This is a genomic window from Amycolatopsis cynarae (assembly GCF_026802195.1).
Lineage (GTDB): Bacteria > Actinomycetota > Actinomycetes > Mycobacteriales > Pseudonocardiaceae > Amycolatopsis_E > Amycolatopsis_E rhizosphaerae.
This window is the reverse complement of the sequence record NZ_CP113836.1, coordinates 5,443,286-5,460,266: the sequence shown is the minus strand read 5'-3', so window position 1 is coordinate 5,460,266 and position 16,981 is coordinate 5,443,286. Positions and strand designations below refer to the sequence as shown.

Annotated in this window: 24 protein-coding genes; 15 read left to right on the top strand and 9 right to left on the bottom strand. The window is 68.3% G+C overall.

Going from position 1 to position 16,981, the window contains the following annotated elements; genetic code table 11:
• Positions 1 to 60: 60 nt before the first annotated feature.
• The 8 genes from clpS to ORV05_RS26090 are packed head-to-tail and all read left to right on the top strand — an operon-like array spanning position 61 to position 4,449.
• Positions 61 to 360 carry an ATP-dependent Clp protease adapter ClpS gene (clpS, locus tag ORV05_RS26125; RefSeq protein ID WP_268754652.1) on the top strand — a complete coding sequence of 100 codons (300 nt, stop codon included), beginning with the start codon at positions 61 to 63 and terminating at the stop codon, positions 358 to 360.
• Entirely contained in the window at positions 357 to 914 is a 558-nt protein-coding gene (locus ORV05_RS26120; RefSeq protein WP_268754651.1) for a DUF2017 domain-containing protein, read from the top strand. Before clpS ends, ORV05_RS26120 begins: the two co-directional genes overlap by 4 nt.
• Positions 911 to 1,906, top strand: coding sequence for a P1 family peptidase (locus ORV05_RS26115; RefSeq protein ID WP_268754650.1), 996 nt, complete (start codon positions 911 to 913; stop codon positions 1,904 to 1,906). The genes ORV05_RS26120 and ORV05_RS26115 overlap by 4 nt, the downstream gene beginning before the upstream one ends.
• 48 nt (positions 1,907 to 1,954) lie before the next feature.
• Positions 1,955 to 2,206, top strand: coding sequence for an ATP-dependent Clp protease adaptor ClpS (locus ORV05_RS26110; RefSeq protein ID WP_268754649.1), 252 nt, complete (start codon positions 1,955 to 1,957; stop codon positions 2,204 to 2,206).
• The gene (locus ORV05_RS26105) at positions 2,199 to 2,681 is read left to right on the top strand and encodes a DUF2017 family protein (RefSeq protein WP_268754648.1); all 483 of its coding nucleotides are present in this window, start codon (positions 2,199 to 2,201) and stop codon (positions 2,679 to 2,681) included. The genes ORV05_RS26110 and ORV05_RS26105 overlap by 8 nt, the downstream gene beginning before the upstream one ends.
• A 46-nt stretch (positions 2,682 to 2,727) precedes the next feature.
• Positions 2,728 to 3,156 carry a M67 family metallopeptidase gene (locus ORV05_RS26100; RefSeq protein WP_268754647.1) on the top strand — a complete coding sequence of 143 codons (429 nt, stop codon included), beginning with the start codon at positions 2,728 to 2,730 and terminating at the stop codon, positions 3,154 to 3,156.
• 50 nt (positions 3,157 to 3,206) lie between these two features.
• Complete coding sequence (locus ORV05_RS26095) at positions 3,207 to 3,485, top strand: MoaD/ThiS family protein (RefSeq protein ID WP_144584705.1); 279 nt, start codon at positions 3,207 to 3,209, stop codon at positions 3,483 to 3,485.
• Between the two features lie 13 nt (positions 3,486 to 3,498).
• Positions 3,499 to 4,449: a PLP-dependent cysteine synthase family protein gene (locus ORV05_RS26090; protein ID WP_268754646.1), complete on the top strand. Its 951-nt coding sequence runs from the start codon at positions 3,499 to 3,501 to the stop codon at positions 4,447 to 4,449.
• 120 nt (positions 4,450 to 4,569) lie between these two features.
• On the opposite strand, the gene ORV05_RS26085 is transcribed toward ORV05_RS26090, so the two are convergent.
• Positions 4,570 to 4,932 carry a group I truncated hemoglobin gene (locus ORV05_RS26085; protein WP_268754645.1) on the bottom strand — a complete coding sequence of 121 codons (363 nt, stop codon included), beginning with the start codon at positions 4,930 to 4,932 and terminating at the stop codon, positions 4,570 to 4,572.
• Between the two features lie 104 nt (positions 4,933 to 5,036).
• Positions 5,037 to 5,885, bottom strand: a complete 849-nt coding sequence (locus ORV05_RS26080) for an arylamine N-acetyltransferase family protein (RefSeq protein ID WP_268754644.1) — start codon at positions 5,883 to 5,885, stop codon at positions 5,037 to 5,039.
• Between the two features lie 126 nt (positions 5,886 to 6,011).
• Between ORV05_RS26080 and ORV05_RS26075 the strand changes: the two genes are divergently transcribed.
• From ORV05_RS26075 to ORV05_RS26065, 3 genes are all read left to right on the top strand, one after another.
• Positions 6,012 to 6,677, top strand: coding sequence for a rhomboid family intramembrane serine protease (locus tag ORV05_RS26075; RefSeq protein WP_268754643.1), 666 nt, complete (start codon positions 6,012 to 6,014; stop codon positions 6,675 to 6,677).
• A complete protein-coding gene (gene murI / locus ORV05_RS26070) occupies positions 6,674 to 7,474 on the top strand; it encodes a glutamate racemase (RefSeq protein ID WP_268754642.1) in 801 nt (266 codons plus the stop codon). The genes ORV05_RS26075 and murI overlap by 4 nt, the downstream gene beginning before the upstream one ends.
• A 90-nt stretch (positions 7,475 to 7,564) precedes the next feature.
• On the top strand, positions 7,565 to 8,332 hold the full coding sequence (locus ORV05_RS26065) for an MBL fold metallo-hydrolase (protein WP_268754641.1): 768 nt from the start codon (positions 7,565 to 7,567) through the stop codon (positions 8,330 to 8,332).
• Here the strand turns inward: ORV05_RS26065 and ORV05_RS26060 are convergent.
• Positions 8,300 to 9,265, bottom strand: a complete 966-nt coding sequence (locus ORV05_RS26060) for a lysylphosphatidylglycerol synthase transmembrane domain-containing protein (protein WP_268754640.1) — start codon at positions 9,263 to 9,265, stop codon at positions 8,300 to 8,302. The genes ORV05_RS26065 and ORV05_RS26060 overlap by 33 nt on opposite strands.
• Positions 9,266 to 9,402: 137 nt before the next feature.
• Here ORV05_RS26060 and rph point away from each other — a divergent pair, with 137 nt between their 5' ends.
• Positions 9,403 to 10,182: a ribonuclease PH gene (rph, locus tag ORV05_RS26055; protein ID WP_268754639.1), complete on the top strand. Its 780-nt coding sequence runs from the start codon at positions 9,403 to 9,405 to the stop codon at positions 10,180 to 10,182.
• A complete protein-coding gene (gene rdgB / locus ORV05_RS26050) occupies positions 10,179 to 10,778 on the top strand; it encodes an RdgB/HAM1 family non-canonical purine NTP pyrophosphatase (protein WP_268754638.1) in 600 nt (199 codons plus the stop codon). Before rph ends, rdgB begins: the two co-directional genes overlap by 4 nt.
• A gap of 101 nt (positions 10,779 to 10,879) precedes the next feature.
• On the opposite strand, the gene bcp is transcribed toward rdgB, so the two are convergent.
• The 3 genes from bcp to ORV05_RS26035 form a co-directional block, all read right to left on the bottom strand.
• Positions 10,880 to 11,359: a thioredoxin-dependent thiol peroxidase gene (gene bcp, locus ORV05_RS26045; protein WP_268754637.1), complete on the bottom strand. Its 480-nt coding sequence runs from the start codon at positions 11,357 to 11,359 to the stop codon at positions 10,880 to 10,882.
• 22 nt (positions 11,360 to 11,381) lie between these two features.
• The gene (locus ORV05_RS26040; RefSeq protein ID WP_268754636.1) at positions 11,382 to 11,909 is read right to left on the bottom strand and encodes a hypothetical protein; all 528 of its coding nucleotides are present in this window, start codon (positions 11,907 to 11,909) and stop codon (positions 11,382 to 11,384) included.
• A gap of 230 nt (positions 11,910 to 12,139) precedes the next feature.
• Positions 12,140 to 12,322, bottom strand: a complete 183-nt coding sequence (locus ORV05_RS26035; protein ID WP_268754635.1) for a hypothetical protein — start codon at positions 12,320 to 12,322, stop codon at positions 12,140 to 12,142.
• Between the two features lie 183 nt (positions 12,323 to 12,505).
• Here ORV05_RS26035 and ORV05_RS26030 point away from each other — a divergent pair, with 183 nt between their 5' ends.
• Positions 12,506 to 13,234, top strand: coding sequence for a hypothetical protein (locus ORV05_RS26030; protein ID WP_268754634.1), 729 nt, complete (start codon positions 12,506 to 12,508; stop codon positions 13,232 to 13,234).
• A 36-nt stretch (positions 13,235 to 13,270) separates the two neighbouring features.
• Here ORV05_RS26030 and ORV05_RS26025 read toward each other — a convergent pair whose 3' ends face one another.
• Together ORV05_RS26025 and ORV05_RS26020 are read right to left on the bottom strand one after the other, a co-directional pair.
• A complete protein-coding gene (locus tag ORV05_RS26025) occupies positions 13,271 to 14,014 on the bottom strand; it encodes an SDR family NAD(P)-dependent oxidoreductase (protein ID WP_268754633.1) in 744 nt (247 codons plus the stop codon).
• Between the two features lie 90 nt (positions 14,015 to 14,104).
• Positions 14,105 to 14,692, bottom strand: coding sequence for a DUF4383 domain-containing protein (locus ORV05_RS26020; RefSeq protein WP_268754632.1), 588 nt, complete (start codon positions 14,690 to 14,692; stop codon positions 14,105 to 14,107).
• Positions 14,693 to 15,282: 590 nt separating this feature from the next.
• Between ORV05_RS26020 and ORV05_RS26015 the strand changes: the two genes are divergently transcribed.
• Positions 15,283 to 16,623, top strand: coding sequence for an HNH endonuclease signature motif containing protein (locus ORV05_RS26015; protein ID WP_268754631.1), 1,341 nt, complete (start codon positions 15,283 to 15,285; stop codon positions 16,621 to 16,623).
• On the opposite strand, the gene ORV05_RS26010 is transcribed toward ORV05_RS26015, so the two are convergent.
• Entirely contained in the window at positions 16,583 to 16,948 is a 366-nt protein-coding gene (locus tag ORV05_RS26010; protein WP_456062021.1) for an NUDIX hydrolase, read from the bottom strand. The genes ORV05_RS26015 and ORV05_RS26010 overlap by 41 nt on opposite strands.
• Positions 16,949 to 16,981: the final 33 nt, after the last annotated feature.

The following is a 16,981-nucleotide window of genomic DNA, read 5'->3' as shown; positions in this document are numbered from 1 at the left end:
GTCACCCGAACGGACCGACCACCGATCCACGGCCCCGGAGATCCGTGACACCATGGACCCATGACCACGCCTGTCTTAGCCGAACAGACGCAGGTTGATCCCACCGGGGCCGAACTCGGTGCCGAGGACAGACCGTGGCAGACCGTCGTGTGGAACGACCCCGTCAACCTGATGTCCTACGTGACCTACGTCTTCCAGAAGCTGTTCGGGTACACCCGCGACCACGCGACGAAGCTGATGCTGGACGTCCACCACAAGGGCAGGGCGATCGTCTCGTCGGGAAGCAAGGAAAAGGTCGAGGGTGACGTGACCCGGCTGCACGCGGCCGGCCTGTGGGCGACGATGGAGCATTCTTCGTGAGGACGTGGACGCGGCAGGGCGGCCGGCTGCTCGCCGGATTCGAACAGCAGGAGGCGGCCGTGCTGCGCGGGCTGGTGAGCCAGCTCGAGGACATGCTGCAGGCCCGCGCCGAGGAGGCCCCGCAGGATCCCCTGTCCGAACTGACCGGGATCCGCACCGGCCCGTCGGCTTCACCGGACGATCCGGTGCTGTCACGGCTGCTGCCCGACTACCACCGGCTCGACCCGGACAACCCGACCAAGGAGGATCTCGACTCCGCCGGGGCGTTGCGTTCGCTGCACGAGCCCGAACTGGTGGACGCGAAGGTCGGGGTCGCCAAAGTGGTGATGCAGACCCTGCCCCGTGACGGCGGCGACGTGCAGCTCACCCTGGAGGAGGCCGACGCCTGGCTGTCCGCGCTCAACGACGTCCGGCTGGCATTGGGGACCGCGCTGGACGTCACCGAGGACATGCCCGACGAACTGCCCGAAGAAGATCCGCGCTCGCCGCACCTGGGTGTCTACCACTGGCTGACCTGGGTGCAGGAGAGCCTCGTCCAGGCCATCACCGCGTGATCACCGACGTGCCGGGGGTGCTCGTCGGCCACCACCACCGGATCGAAGCGGGCTGGGCGACGGGTACCACGGTGGTCCTGGTGCCCCAGGGCGCGACGGGCGCCGTGGACCAGCGCGGCGGCGCGCCCGGCACCCGGGAAACCAACCTGCTGGAGCCGGAAAACCTCGTGCAGCGAGTGCACGCGATCTGCCTGTCCGGCGGCAGCGCCTACGGGCTGGCCGCCGCGGACGGGGTCATGCGCTGGCTGTCCGAACGCAACCTGGGGCTGCCGGTGGGGACCGAGCCCCATCAGGTGGTGCCGATCGTGCCGGGCGCGGTGATCTTCGATCTGCCGCGCAGCGACTGGGGAAACCGGCCCGACGCCTCGTTCGGGTACCGGGCCTGCGAAGCGGCCGCGGCCGGTCCGGTACCGCAGGGCACCGTCGGGGCCGGCGCCGGTGCTCAGGTCGGTTCCCTCAAGGGCGGGATAGGCACGGCGAGCGAAGTGGTCGACGGGTTCACCGTCGGCGCGCTCGCGGTGGTGAACGCGGCCGGTGAGGCGGTGCGGTTCGACACCGGCCTGCCCTACGCGGCCGATCACGAGGTGGACGGCGAGTTCGGCATCGCCTGGCCGGACCGGCCGGGCCAGGCTTCGGCACCCGGCACCGATCTGAACACGACCATCGGTGTGGTCGCGGTGGACGCCGCGTTGTCCAAGGCGGAATGCCGCCGCATCGCCGTGGCCGGTCAGGACGGTTTGGCGCGGGCGGTTCGCCCCGCGCACACCATGTTCGACGGCGACACCGTGTTCGCACTGGCCACCGGGGCCCGCGAACTGCCCGCCGGACAGGGACCGTTCGGGGAACGGTCCCGCGCGCTCGCGCTCGACGCGCTCTGCTCCGCCGCGGCACGGGTCTTCGCCCGCGCCATGGTGCACGGACTGATCAACGCGGAGCAGGCGGGCGGCGTCCCCGCTTACCGCGATGTGTGGCCGGAGGCGTGGCCCGCGTAACCGGCGGAAAGCGGTAACGGCGGGACGCACAAAAGGGATCTCATCGCCGTGGAAGATGAGCGGTCCTGGGCGGTCGTGGTGCACAACGACGATGTGAACACCCACATCGGGGTGGCTTACGCGGTCCGCGAGGTCTACGGCCTCCCCGCCGAACGCGGTCTGATGCTGGCGGACGAGGTCCACGAAACCGGTGAGGCCGAGCTCACCTGGTGTGCCAGCCGGGAGCAGGCGGAAGAGACGGTCCGCGGCCTGCAGTTGCTCGGGCTGCGGGCGACCGTGCGCGGAACGTCCCGTGGCTGACTTCATCGACGCCTCGCCGACCGGTGACGGCGGCGCCACCATGGTCATGTCGGACAACGCCGCGCTGATGCTGCGCTCGCTCGTCACCCGGTTGCGCACCGCGCTGGAACCCGGCCGAAAGTCGCTTCCGGATCATCGGCTGTTTCCGGGTGCCTATCCGGGCAAGCGTGAAAGCAACGATTTCCGCGCCCGCCACGGAGCCGAGATGCGTGCCGAGCTGATCGCGGCGACCGACCGGGTGCTGGCCTGCTGGACGGGCGAGCCGCAGGTGACGCTGGAACCGGGCAGGCTGCGGGACTGGTTCCTGGTCATGGGGCATGCGCAAAGCCTGTTCCGCAAGCCGAACCGCTGGCACCGGCACCGCTTCGACTGGTTTTTCGGCGGTGGCCCCGAAGACCTGGAAGTGATCTGGCTGCGGCAGGTGCAGTACCTGCTCGCCACGGCCGCGACGGGAACCCCAGCTCCGCCGTGCTGAGTCTCACTCTGTGAACACCCGGCGTCCGGCACGTAGGATATCGCTCGTGCTTCGGATCCGCCGTGAACTGGTTGACGAGATCGTCGCGCACGCGCGCCGGGACCATCCGGACGAGGCGTGCGGGGTGATCGCGGGGCCCGAGGGCACCGACCGGCCCGAGCGTCACATCCCGATGCTCAACGCCGCGCGCTCGCCGACGTTCTACGAGTTCGACTCCGGTGACCTGCTCAAGCTCTACCGCGAGATGGACGCCAACGGCGAGGTACCGGTGGTCATCTACCACTCCCACACCGCGACCGAGGCCTACCCCTCGCGGACCGACGTGTCCTACGCCTCCGAGCCGGAGGCGCACTACGTGCTCGTGTCCACCCGCGACACCGACACCGAGGAGTTCCGCTCCTACCGGATCGTCGACGGCGTGATCACCGAGGAGCCCGTCGAGATCGTCGACGGCACTGTCGACGGCGCGGAATAACGCGACCGTCCCCAGCGTCTGCCCTTACAGAAACCAAGCGGAGGTAACCCATGGCCGTGACCGTGTCCATCCCGACCATCCTGCGTACGCACACCGACGGCCAGAAGTCCGTCGAGGCGTCCGGCAAGACGGTGCTCGAGGTGATCGACGACATCGAGTCCAGGCACGGCGGTCTCAAGGCTCGCCTGGTCAAGGAGGACAAGCTGCACCGCTTCGTCAACGTCTACGTCAACGACGAGGACGTGCGCTTCGCGGGCGGCCTGGACGCCGAGGTCAAGGACGGCGACACCGTGACGATCCTGCCCGCCGTGGCCGGCGGATCGCGCTGAGCAACGAATCTCCATGGCTCGCTACGAATCGCTGCTGGACACCCTCGGCGGCACCCCGCTGGTCGGTTTGCCCCGGCTGTCGCCGGGGCCCGACGTGCGCCTGTGGGCCAAGCTCGAGGACCGCAACCCCACCGGCTCCATCAAGGACCGCCCGGCACTGGCGATGATCGAGGCCGCGGAGCGGGAGGGCAGGCTCCGCCGCGGTTCGACGATCCTCGAGCCCACCTCCGGTAACACCGGCATCTCCCTGGCCATGGCCGCGAAGCTCAAGGGCTACGGCCTGGTGTGCGTCATGCCGGAGAACACCTCCGCCGAGCGCAAGCAACTGCTGCAGGCCTACGGCGCCCGCATCGTGTTCTCGCCGGCCGCGGGCGGGTCCAACGAGGCGGTGCGCCTGGCCAAGGAACTGGCCGAGAAGAACCCCGAGTGGGTGATGCTCTACCAGTACGGCAACCCGGCCAACCCGGACGCGCACTACCGCACCACCGGACCCGAACTGCTCAAGGACCTCCCCACGATCACGCATTTCGTCGGCGGTCTCGGCACCACCGGCACCCTGGTGGGGGTCGGCCGGTACCTGCACGAGCAGAAGCCGGACGTGCAGATCATCGCGGCCGAGCCGCGCTACGGAGAGCTGGTCTACGGGCTGCGCAACCTCGACGAGGGGTTCGTGCCCGAGCTGTACGACCCCGAAGTGCTCAACGGCCGCTACTCCGTCGGCGCCTACGACGCACTGCGCCGCACGCGCGATCTTCTGGAGCACGAGGGCATCTTCGCCGGTATTTCCACCGGCGCGGTGCTGCATGCCGCGCTCGCCGTCGCGGAAAAGGCCATGGCCAGGGGAGAGCGCGCGGATATCGCGTTCGTCGTGGCGGACGCGGGCTGGAAGTACCTGTCCACCGGCGCCTACAGCGGCACTCTGGACGAGGCCGCGGAACGGCTTGACGGCCAACTCTGGGCCTGACGCGCCCAGCCGGTCCAGGGCCAAGGAGGCCAAGACAGCGCTGCAACGGCGCTGGACGGAGCAAACCACTGCCGGAAGGGGTTCCCGGGCGGGATCGCCGCGGGGAACCCCTTCACGGTTTCAGGCGGCCGACGAAACGATTTCGCTCGACAGCGGGGCCACCGCGCCGATGATCGCATCGACCAGGTCCTGCGGGACCCCGGCGGCGATCAGCGACTCCGTCAGGTACTTCGCGACCAGATCGAACTCGTGCCGGCCGATGCCCCGGCCGCGATGCACGTCCTTCATCGACAGACCCGTGTAGGGCTCCGGTCCGCCCAGTGCCGCCGCGAAGAACTCGACCTGCTTGCCCTTCAGACGCGACATGTTTGAGCCGGTGAAGAACACCGCCAGTTCCGGATCCGCGAGCACGCGCTCGTAGAAGTCGTCGACAACGGCGATCAGGGCTTCCTGCCCGCCGATCTGCTCGTAAATACTTGCCACGCTGGCCTCCGGTTCGTGCTGGGATGCCCCCTCAGGGAACCGCCGGCGTGTTTCCCGTAAGTAAGCGTGGTGTCAACGGTGGGCAAGCGAGTTCTCACTGGGAGTTATTTGCCTCGACGCGCGAGATGAGCTTCGTGCTGGTCCACCGCCTTCCTCCACAGCTCGTCACGCTGTTCCGGCAGGTAGGAGGCCGGGGACACGCCGAACACGTCGGTCAGCGCCGACCACCACTGCCCGGGCGACTCCAACACCGTGCGTGACGTCCCCGACGCCTCGACGCGGGTCAGTGTCAGTGCACGGACCAGATCGATGCTGTCGGCATCGCGCCGCTGCACCGTGAGGGTCCGGAGGAAGGGGGACTCCGGGGACCGCGACAGGTGCTCGTGCTTTTCGGCGAACACGCTCATCCCGACCGGTTCGGGCGCGAAGTCCATCGCCGTGAAACTGCCGTTCTCGTCGTGTTCGAAACGCCAGCCACCCAGCGCGACGGGGGAACGGCGCAGCCCGAACCGGTAGGGCCCCTGCTGGTAACTCCCCTCGACCAGCGGCAGGGGCGCGTACAGCCCGTCACCCAGCCCCACGTCGACGAACCAGCCCTCGTCCCCGAGCCCGGTGACGGTGAGCGCGAGGTGATTGCCGTGCACACCCGGCTCTTCCCCCAGGTTGTGCGCGCCTCCGCGATGCCGCGTCACCTGGTAGCCGAGTGCGGCAAGCAGGGCGGCGAAGGCGCCGTTGAGGTGAAAGCAGTAGCCCGTGCGGCCGTCTCGGACGATCCTGGCCGCGGACTCGGCCGGGTCGAGCCCGCCGGGCCGCCCCAGCTGGATGTCGAGCGAGTCGTAGGGCACGCGGGCGATGTGTGCGGTGTGCAGCCGGTGCAATGCCCCGGCACTCGGCGGCTCGGGATCGGTGATGCCGAGCCGGGCGAGGTAGCCCTTCACGTCGAGGTCGATCACGGTCCAGGACCGTAACGGAACCCACCGACATTTCCCGCCCGGATTTCCGGCCCCGAGGCCAGGGCGTCGAAGTCAGGGTTTTCACCCGAGGCCGCTGACCTCGAAGTTCGTCTACCGTCTTCAGATATGAGCAGCCTGCCAATGCCCCCCACGCCTCCGGCTCCGACACCCACCGGGCAGCGCAAGAGGATCCTGCCGGCGCAGCCGAAGGCGGCGGCCCTCGTCATGCTCTCCTTCACGGCGTTGCTGTACGTCATCGAACTGGTCGATGTCGCCCTCGGTGGCCGGATGAACGGCGAGGGTGTCGTACCGCGCACGCTGTCGGGGCTCGACGGGGTGGTGTGGGCCCCGCTGCTGCACGCGAATTGGTCGCACCTCGCGGCCAACACCGTGCCGGTGCTGGTGTTCGGGTTCCTCGCCATGGCCACCGGGCTGGCGCGCTGGATCGTGGTGACCGCGCTCATCTGGGTGATCAGCGGGCTCGGCGTGTGGCTGACCGGCCCCGCGGGCACCTCCACCATCGGCGCCTCCGGGCTGGCCTTCGGCTGGCTGGCATATCTGCTGGTGCGCGGCCTGTTCAACCGCGCGGTCGGCCAGCTCGTCGTGGCCGCGGTGCTGTTGGCGCTGTGGGGCGGCACGCTGTGGGGGCTGCTGCCGGGGGCCGACGGCATCTCGTGGCAGGCACACCTGTTCGGTGCGTTCGGCGGGATTCTGGCCGCGTGGCTGGCCGCCCGCGCCGACCGGAGCCGGGCCGGAAAGGTCGCCAAGGCTACCGGTAGCCTCGAGGCGTGAGCAGTCGCGAGGCCCCGATCGGCGTATTCGATTCCGGCGTCGGGGGGCTGACCGTCGCCCGCGCCATCCTCGACCAGCTTCCTCAGGAACAACTGCGCTATGTCGGTGACACCGCGCACAACCCGTACGGGCCGCTGCCCATCGCCCGGGTTCGCGAACTGGCGCTCGCCGCTCTCGACGAGCTGGCCGAAGGCGGGGCCAAAGCACTGGTCATCGCCTGCAACACCGCCTCCGCAGCCTGCCTTCGCGACGCGCGGGAACGCTACGACGTGCCGGTGATCGAGGTCGTGCTGCCCGCCGTCCGCCGCGCGGTCGCGGCCACCCACACCGGGCGCATCGGCGTCATCGGAACCGAGGGCACCATCCGGTCCCGTGCCTACGACGACGCGTTCGCCGCCGCCCGCGACACCGAGATCAGCAGCATCGCCTGCCCGCGTTTCGTGGACTTCGTCGAGCGGGGGATCACCTCGGGCAGGCAGGTGCTGGGACTCGCACAGGGCTACCTGGAACCGCTGCTGCGCGCCGGTGTGGACACCCTGGTGCTCGGCTGCACGCACTATCCGCTGCTCACCGGTGTCCTGCAGATCGTGATGGGCCCGGAAGTCACCCTCGTGTCCAGCGCGGAGGAGACGGCGAAAGACGTGGTGCGCGTGCTCACCGAGCTGGACCTGCTCGCCGAGCGTGACACCCCGCCCGAACACGAGTTCATCGCCACCGGCTCACCGGAACCGTTCACCCGGCTCGCCCAGCGGTTCATGGGTTTCGCCCCGGGCGTGCTCACGCCCGTGAGCCCCTGACCGGCGAACGGCCGAACCACGCCCGCCGTTCGTACCCATCACCGCACTCACAGACGCCTTAGCGGAGCGTGACGTGGCAGGGTGTCGCTCGTGCGACTGACGATCCTCGGCTGCTCCGGCAGCGTTCCTGGCCCAGGCAAGGCGGCATCGGGATACCTGCTGGAGGCCGACGGCTTCCTGCTCGCGCTCGATTTCGGCAACGGGACCTTCGCCGAATTCCAGGCCAGGCACGACCCGTTCGACCTCGGCGCGCTCCTGCTCACCCACCTCCACCCGGATCACTGCGCCGACTTCAGTGCGCTGACCGTGCTCCGCCGCTACCACCCGGCGCCCCCGTACGACGTGCTGAAGCATCCGCTGCCGGTGTACGCGCCGGAAAACGCCGCGGTCCGGCTGGCGAAGGCCTACGCGCCGAACGACACGGAACTGGCCGAGACCGATCTTTCCGACATCTACCGGTTCCAGGCGCTGAACAACGACGAAGTGCGGGTCGGGCCGTTCGAGGTCCGTGCCCTTCCGGTGGACCATCCGACCGAGGCGTTCGGGCTGCGGATCCGGCACGGCGGGCTGACGTTCGTCTACACCGGCGATACCGGCCCCTGCGATGCACTCGACGAGCTGACCCGCGGCGCGGATGTGCTGCTCTCGGAGGCCACATGGACGGATTCGCCGGAGCGGCCGCCGGGGGTGCACCTGTCGGGGCGGCAAGCGGGTGCGCTTGCGCGGCGCAGCGGCGTGGGACGGTTGCTGCTCACCCATGTCGCCCCGTGGAGCGACCGGGAAGCCATTCTCGCCGAAGCCGCGGCCGAGTTCCCCGGCGCCGTGCTAGTCGAGCAAGGCATGAGCTTCGACCTTTGAGCGGGTGTGGAGCAGCAGCCAGCACAGCAGGCCGACGGGGATGATCAGCCAGCACGACAACATCCGGTAGGCCAGCACGGTGGCCGTCCCCGTGGACTCGGCCGCTCCCGCCGACACCAGCCCGGTCAGCAGGCTGACTTCGATCACCCCGATACCGCCTGGGGTGAGTGGCACCTGCCGCACGACCTGCACCGTCAAGTACACGGCGGCGAGGGCGATCAGGCTGGTGCCGAGGCCGAACGCCCGGGCCGTCGCAACCAGGCACAGCAGGTCGGTGAGCCAGTTGGTCACGGCGGAGCCGAGCGCGAGCACCCAGTGCCGCGCCGCCACGGAACGCGCGGTTTCCAAGGTGCCTGTCAACGAGGCCAGCAGGCGCGACCCGGGCAAGCGCCGCGGCAACCACCGCACCGCCAGGACCAGCAGGACCAACGTGGCGGGCACGGCGAGCGCGCCACCCGCGGTCAACACCGGATGCGCATGCCAGGCGCCGGGCAGGTGCGGGGCGCCCCAGGCGAGCGCGCCGGCGGCGTAGAGGAGGACGAGACCGAGGGCCGACAGCAGCCCGGACAGCACCATCACGGCCATCGCGGCGGAACGGTTCGCGCCCCCGGCACGGAACTGACGGAAGGCGTAACCGGCGGAGACGGCCGCGCCGGCCGGAAGGCTGATCGACAGGGCGGACCTGCTGTAGGAGACGGCCAGCATGCGGTGCCGGGGCACGGTCACGCCGAACGCGATGAGCAGGCGCCGTTGCTGGCGGGAGAAGGCGGCCATGGAGGCGAACTGCGCGAGCGCTGCGAGGGCCAGCCAGCGGTTGTCGGCCCGTTCGAGCGCATGAAGAAGGTCGGACGGAGCGGGAAAGCGGTGGCGAAGGGTCAGCAGCATCACGGCGAGCGCGACCAGCACACCCGCGATCTTCGCGGCTCGCTTCATCGCGCCCCCTCCGTTTCCCGCCGTCCAATGATGCCCTGTGGGTGGCGCATTGAGTCAACGTGTGTTGAATTACAGGACGGGTGACGCCAGGGTGCCTTGCGTGACCCGCGAGGCCCTCGGGGATCTAGGCTGCACGCGTGGTACGTAAAGATGGCAGGAACGACGACCAGCTCCGCGAAGTCAAGATCACCCGTGGTTTCCAGGATTGGCCCGCCGGCTCGGTGCTGATCGAGTTCGGCAAGACCAGGGTCCTCTGCGCCGCGAGCGTCACCGAAGGAGTTCCGCGCTGGCGGGCAGGTTCCGGGCTCGGCTGGGTGACCGCCGAGTACGCGATGCTGCCCTCGGCCACCCACGACCGCGGCGACCGCGAGTCGGTCAAGGGCCGGATCGGCGGGCGCACACACGAGATCAGCCGGCTCATTGGGCGATCCCTGCGTGCCTGCATCGATCTGTCCGCACTGGGCGAGAACACCATCCACCTCGACTGCGACGTCATCCAGGCCGACGGAGGCACCCGCACCGCCGCGATCACCGGCGGCTACGTCGCCCTCCACGACGCGATCACCTGGCTGGCCGCGGCCGGACGGCTCGCCGATCCGAAACCACTGTCCGCCGGGGTGTCCGCGGTCAGCGTCGGCGTGGTCGACGGCCGGGTGCGGCTGGACCTGCCCTATGAAGAGGACTCCCGGGCCGAGGTCGACCTGAACGTGGTCGCCACCGACGCCGGTACCCTGATCGAGGTGCAGGGCACGGGCGAGGGCGCCACCTTCACCCGGTCCACTCTGGACAGCATGCTGGACATGGCACTCGCCGGTTGTGAGGAGCTCAGCCGCAAGCAGGCCGCTGCCCTCAAGGAACCCTATCCGGGAGAGCTGCCGGAGCCGCAGACCGCCAAGAAGACCAAGGGCGCGAAGTGACCAGGCTCCTGCTGGCCACCCGCAACGCCAAGAAACTCGGGGAACTGCGACGCATCCTCGAGGCCGAAGGCCTGGGCGGGATCGAGGTGGTCGGACTGGCCGACGTCGAAGAGTTCGACGAGGCTCCCGAGACCGGTGCGACCTTCGAGGAAAATGCTCTCGCCAAGGCGCGGGACGCCGCCGCCGCCACCCGCCTGCCGTCCGTGGCCGACGATTCCGGCCTCACCGTCGACGCACTGAACGGTATGCCGGGGGTGTTGTCCGCCCGTTGGGCCGGGCGACACGGCGACGACCAGGCCAACCTGGAACTCGTGCTGGCCCAAACGTCCGACATCCCGGACGAGCGCCGCGGCGCCGCCTTCGTCTGTGCGGCCGCCCTGGTCGTGCCCGGCGCAACGGAGGCCGTGGTCCGCGGCGAATGGCGCGGCACCCTCGCCCGGAAACCCCGCGGCACCAACGGTTTCGGCTACGACCCGATCTTCCTCCCCGAGGGGGAGGTCAGGACCTCGGCCGAACTCGATCCAGCCGAGAAGGACGCCGCCTCCCATCGCGGGCGCGCCCTTCGCGCGCTGCTGCCGCATCTGCGCAGACTCTGAGACACTCCACCTCCGCCGGAGACCGGGCCACGGTCCCGGCGGGGGTGGAGTCCGCGACCCACCTGGGAATTCACTTACGGCGTCCACGCCGGAGAGAAGACTCAGGAGGTGAGCGAAAGGTCCTTCATGAGCTTGGCGACGTGACCGGTCGCCCGCACGTTGTACAACGCCTTCGCGATCTTGCCCTCCGGGTCGACCACGAACGTCGAGCGGATGACCCCCTGCACCACCCGTCCGTAGTTCTTCTTTTCCCCGAAGGCTCCCCATACGGTGAGGACGGACTTGTCGGGGTCGGAAAGCAACGGGAAGGTCAACTGCTCGGATTCGACGAACTTCGCCAGCTTCTCCGGCTTGTCGGGCGAGATACCCAGCACCTGGTAGCCCGCGCCGTTCAGTTCGGCGAGGTTGTCGCGGAAGTCGCACGCCTGCTTCGTGCAGCCAGGGGTGCCCGCGGCCGGATAGAAGTACACGACGACGTGCCGGCCTCGGAAATCCGACAGCGAGACCTTGTTGCCCTCGCTGTCCACGAGCGTGAAGTCGGGGGCGGTGTCGCCGGGGGAAAGTCGCTGCTGGTCGCTCATGTGCCGAGCGTATCCCGCCGGCTCAGGCGGAGCCGTGATACACGGCGACGACCGGACTTGTGGCGGTCGGCCGAAGGGACAACGCCATCTCGACAGGCTGGTCGGGGACCGCGAATGCCAGCGTCACCTGCACGTCATGGGCGGGCTGCACGTCCTTGCCCGCGTCCACGATCCCGCTGTAGCCCTGGGTCGAGTCCACCACCTGCTTGGCGGCCCCTCCTGCCACGTTCGCCGAGACGATCAGGCCCGACAACTTGTACGGCTGAGCACTGTCGTTGCGGATGGTGAGCTCGAAGGCCACCGCCCGGTCACTGTGCGGATAGGCGCTGACACTCGGCCGGAACGACTTCGGGGCAGAGACCGAGATGGTGATCCCGTCGGTGAACCGGTACTGCTCGCCGAATCCGACGGTCTGCTGCCGGGGGGTGGCGGCCTGCACCGCCGGGGAGCCGCCGTCCGGAAGTGCCCCGCTGCCGACCTGTGCGGGCGCGCCGCACGCGGTGAGCCCGAACAGGGCAGCCGCGATCAGGACGTGCCGTCGGGTGCGCACAGGGGAAACTTCCTTCGCTCGTCGGGGGGGAGCCGGCTGGTCCGTTCGGGGTAGTTACTTATGCCGGGCCGGACCTACTGTGGCGGGAACCCGGCGCCGGTGCGAGCGACTCGAGGCGGTTGACGCGGACCTGGTGTAGCCCCGTGGCCGATCCGTGACCGGAACGCCGAACCCGCGTGACGGCCGTCACTCGCCGTTCGCGAGTGCCGATTGCCGGTCTGCCCCGCAGTTCACGAAGCGAGCGCGAGGAACAAGATGAAGGCGCCGACGGCGATCACCCACACGACGATGAGCCAGCCGAAGTCGCGCCACGGGTCGATGGTGTGGTTGTCCTCGCCGGGAACGTAGACACCGCGCTGCTCGAACCAATCGGCCCACTGGCCCATCCTCTGCAAGCGGTTGTGACTCGGCATGGCTCCCACCTCCTCCCGTCGTCACCGTACGGCCGGAAGGCCCGACTCGCCCCTCCGCTACCTCGACGTTACGCATTGTGGAAAGTTGCCCCAGGTGAGTGTGATCCTGACCACTAATATCGCAACGAACAGGTAACGACGGTTCACTATGTTGCCGTCAGTGACGAGCGAAGGGATGTGAGGGTGGCCAGCAACGAGATGGATCCCCGAGCGGGTGAGGACTGGGAGCCGGTGACCGTTGCCGAGCTGTTGCGACGCGAAGGCCTGACCCAGGAACTGCCAGTGGTGAAGGACCCACTCGCGGACGCGCCCACCGAGCGCATCCCGGTTGCCGAACTGCTGCGCCGCGAGGGTCGCTGGGATCGGCGCAAAGCGGGCAAGGTTGGGGCGGTCGCCGCCGGTGTCGCCGCACTGGCCGGCCTGGCGGTCACCGCCTTTTCTGCCGGTCACCTGCACGAGACGGCGGCGTCCACCATGGGTGGTAGCGGCGGCCCGTCCATCGGACCGGACCCGAGCACCACGCAGGTCACCACATCGACCGTGCTCGTCGCCAGCACCAGCCAGACCGCCGAGAACGCTGCCGGCGCACAGGCGCACACCGGCAATGCCTCGCCCAGCAGTTCGGCAGAAACCAGCCGCCGTGCGAACGTCACGACCGGCCGACCCGCCCCCTCGTCCGCTCAGCCGACGGGGACGCCGGTCATCGTGCAGCCCTCGACGACCACCCAGTCCGCCATCCCGTCCACGGAAACCTCCACGTCCGGCACCGCTCCCACAACGGTGAATTCATCCCCGGCGGCGACGTCGACATCCCACACGCCGCGGTCGCCGTCCTCCAGCGCCACTGGACAGCCCGTTCCAGGCTTGCTGGACTCGGTGACCGGGCTTCTCGGCGGGCTCCTCGGCGGCTGACCGCTACCGTCCACTCAGGACCAGGCAGGCAACCGATCAGCGGGGCAACCTGCGCCAGACGGCTCGGGGGAGCAGGCGCATGAAGAAGAAGACGGGGCGGAGCACTGCCGGAACCCACACTTCACCCCGGCCTCGCTTCAGCGCCGCGACAGTCGCGTCGGCCACCTGGTCGGGTGTGCTGGAAAACGGAGCGGGAGACATACCCTCGGTCATCCTGCCGATCACGAACCCGGGGCGCACGAGCAGTAGGTGCACGCCGCTGCCATGCAGAGCGTCGGCCAGACCGCAGGCGAACCCGTCGAGCCCGGCCTTCGCCGATCCGTAGACGTAGTTCGCCCGCCGGACCCGGACTCCTGCCACCGAGGAAAACACCACCAGCCGGCCGTTTCCCTGCCGGCGCAGCAGAGTGGCCAGTTCGGTCAGGATGTGCACGTGCGCGACGTAGTCGGTATGCACGATGGACACCGCGTGGGCAGCCTCTCGTTCGGCGCGCTGCTGATCGCCCAGCAGACCGAAGGCGACCACGACGACGTCGAGAGGCCCATGCTGCGCCACGATCGCGTCCAGCATCGGACGATGGCCGGACAGGTCGTCGGCATCGAACTCCACCGGAATCACGTCGGTCGCGCCGGCTTCACGCAGCAGACCCTCCTCGTCGGAGAGTTCGCCACTCCGCCGCGCCGCCAGCACCACCTTCTTGCTGCCGCCGGCGACGAGCCGCCGGGCGACCGCGAGCCCGATTTCACTACGACCGCCGAGTACCAATACCGTTCCGCTCACGGTCAGCAGTCTGCCCGAAGCCGGCCACGCTCACCCCGACGACTACCGTGTCCCCGGATGTTCCGGCAGCGGCTGGACTGAGGGCCCTGGTCAGGGCGCGGCCGTGTGCCGACGATGGAACCAGGAGCCGCGCCGACGTCGCTGCGAATCGTCGGCGCTCGGCACGGCGGTAGTTCCATAAGTGCCGGCTGGAGGCAGGTGCGGACTCGTCGGCCCAGCCGCAGTCGGGACGTGAATCGCCTTGCGCGCCGGCACGATCGCCATGACGAGGCCGAGAAGGGCCGTCGCGATGTGCAGCCAGTTGTCCGCCGCATTGAGGTTCAAGGGGTTGCCGAGCCCTGCCACCGGGTTTCTCGTGATCACCCCTGTGATCATCAAACCCCATGCCGACAGCAGCCCGTACCCGATGAACAGAAGCCAGCCGAAGGTGCGGGACAGGACGGACGTGGTCGTGCAGAGGAGGCCGACGAAGCCCACCACCACGTGCACCAGATTGTGCAAGGGGTTGATCATGAACCCGATCAGCAGCACATGCTGGTTCCCGGTGAACGCGGTGAATCCGGTGCGGAGGAACCCGAGGATCCCGCCCACCAGGTACACAAGCCCGACCACGGCGGCAAGTACTTGTGTCGGCTGGACACCGTGAACACGGATGTGTGCCTCTTCCGAACGAGTCATCTCCTCGTCCCCCTCGCTCCGACGAGTACCGCATTTCCGCGGCGCTGTGCCGCGAGTACCCGGGCGCGCGGAGAGCAAACTGGCTCGCCCCAGTGGTGAGGAGGCGATCGCCGGTTCGCAGGCGCGTCCACCATAACGCCTCTTTCCGGGGCGCCGAGACTTGTCGCGAACGATTGCGTGCCGATGGTGGTTCTCGGCATCGCTGGTCTCCGAGATCAGCAAGCACAACCCGGGCTGTAGACCGCCCGCGGGTGAGCAGTTGCGAGCACCCTCGCCCAGGGGGCCACGTCAAGCGAGAAGGTAGTCGTGTGCTGATTCGCTCTAACGGGCGAAGGGGCGAGAATATTTTTTTCCGGGGTGTGGTCTCGATGAGGCATGCTCGCGTGCGATGAGAAGCCATGAATGGACCGTTCACTTGGATGCGAGTGGAGGAATCTGTCTGAATAACTTGCTGTTATGGTGCGCTGGCCCGAAGTGACCCTGGTGTTGTAGGCCTAGCTCGGATACCATCTCGTGAACTTTATTCATATCTGTCGATGTCAAGATTTTCGGTGTTGATTCGTCGTGGTGCGGGTCTCTAGCTTCGAGGCATGTACAGACCAATGCACCTCAGTGCTGATCAACCGAAACCGATAGTGCTGACTCCGCTGTCCTCGGTGTCGGCGCCGGTCGAGAGCCTCGACCGGCAAGGGCTGTTAGCGGAGATCGCGGAAGCGCGCCGTAATGTGAACCGATGGCAGGCTCGGGAACTGGCCGCGATCGAGGCCTTTGCCGCCTCGGCCGAAGGAGCCAGGGGCGTGGCCAAGGAACTGGCTCTCGAGTTACGGATGAGCGAGCGTCAGGCAGCGCGGCAGATCGCGCTTGCGCGGGCGCTGGCGACCCGCCTCCCCGAGACCTTCAAGGCGATGTTCCGGGGTGATCTCGACTCCTATCGGGCTTCGAAGATCGCTGAACCGACAGCGACGCTCAGCGACGATCTTGCACGTAAGGTGGATTTGCTCGTCGCGGACCGGATCTGCGAGAAGGATGCGTACGCGGTTCGTCGTTGCGTCAACAGGGTTATCGCGAACGTGGACCCCGACGGGTATGCCAAGCGTTCACAGGCGCGACGACGAACCCGCCGTGTCGAACTCCGGCACGAGGAGGATGGGATGTCCTCGCTGCGTGCTTCCTTGCCCGCGGAGGTTGCCTCGTCGATCTATGCGCGAGTCGACCGTGTCGCCCGGCGTTTGCGCGGCAAGAGGGACCATCGCACCCTGGACGCGATCCGGGCCGACGTCTTTGCCGACCTGTGCCTTGGCGATCACAAGGGAGGCAAGGTGGATCCGAGGGCCGAGGTGTTCATCTACCTGGACTTCTTCACCTGGCTCAAACTGCGCGACAAGCCGGCCGAGATGGCCGGGCACGGCCAGATCCCTGCTTGGCTGGCGCGCCGGATCGCCAAGGCGCCGGGCAGCGTCGTACGCCGGATCCTTACCGATCCGGTGAGCGGACAGCCGATCGACTCCGGTCGCCGTCGCTATCGCCCACGCAGCAGCACAGACGCCTTCGTCCGCATCCGCGATCGCGAGTGTCGCACTCCGGGCTGCCATCGACCCGCCCAGGTCTGTGATCTCGATCATGTCCAGGCCTGGGCCAGAGGTGGTGTCACGAGTACCAGCAACCTCTGCGGGCTGTGCAGTAAGGACCATCGGCTCAAGGACGAGCCCGGTTGGCACTATGAGATGTCCGGTGACCAGCTGGTGATCACCACTCCCACCGGCAGGCAATATCGCTCGGCGCCGGAACCGTTGCACGACCCGGTGGAGGACTCTCCGCCTCGATCCCTGGTCCCACAGGACAAGTCAGTCCCGGATCCTTCGAACCAGGATCACGACCCGGTGGAGGAGTCTACTGCCACCAACCCTCCTGGCGAAGGTGATCAAAAATGATCTGGTCGACCCGTGACACCGTGTTGCGGTCCGTATAGCCGAGCCACGAGAACTCGGCGATCTCATGGCTCGGCTGCAGAGAACCACGGTAGTCGGCGGTGTAACACGTCATCCGTACGACCATCCCCTGTGAATAACCGTCGGCCTGGGCTTCGAACGTGCCGAAGTACCGTGCACTGGCGGGGACGACCGCCACCGTCAGTTCCTCTTCGATCTCACGCACAAGCGTGTCGAGATCGGACTCGCCCGGCTCTCGTTTCCCTCCGGGGAGGTAGAACACGTCCTTGCCACGGGAACGAGTTGCGAGGATCCTGTTGTTTTCCATGCGGATCCAGGCAACCTTGTCGATGACAGACAC

Coding starts and splice junctions, on each gene's coding strand:
- ORV05_RS26010 (WP_456062021.1), bottom strand. CDS start 16,948: ATGGAAAACAACAGGATCCTCGCAACTCGTTCCCGTGGCAAGGACGTG.
- bcp (WP_268754637.1), bottom strand. CDS start 11,359: ATGAGCGACCAGCAGCGACTTTCCCCCGGCGACACCGCCCCCGACTTC.
- ORV05_RS26060 (WP_268754640.1), bottom strand. CDS start 9,265: ATGAAGCGAGCCGCGAAGATCGCGGGTGTGCTGGTCGCGCTCGCCGTG.
- ORV05_RS26015 (WP_268754631.1), top strand. CDS start 15,283: ATGTACAGACCAATGCACCTCAGTGCTGATCAACCGAAACCGATAGTG.
- ORV05_RS26090 (WP_268754646.1), top strand. CDS start 3,499: ATGGCTCGCTACGAATCGCTGCTGGACACCCTCGGCGGCACCCCGCTG.
- ORV05_RS26020 (WP_268754632.1), bottom strand. CDS start 14,692: ATGACTCGTTCGGAAGAGGCACACATCCGTGTTCACGGTGTCCAGCCG.
- ORV05_RS26035 (WP_268754635.1), bottom strand. CDS start 12,322: ATGCCGAGTCACAACCGCTTGCAGAGGATGGGCCAGTGGGCCGATTGG.
- ORV05_RS26075 (WP_268754643.1), top strand. CDS start 6,012: ATGAGCAGCCTGCCAATGCCCCCCACGCCTCCGGCTCCGACACCCACC.
- clpS (WP_268754652.1), top strand. CDS start 61: ATGACCACGCCTGTCTTAGCCGAACAGACGCAGGTTGATCCCACCGGG.
- ORV05_RS26095 (WP_144584705.1), top strand. CDS start 3,207: ATGGCCGTGACCGTGTCCATCCCGACCATCCTGCGTACGCACACCGAC.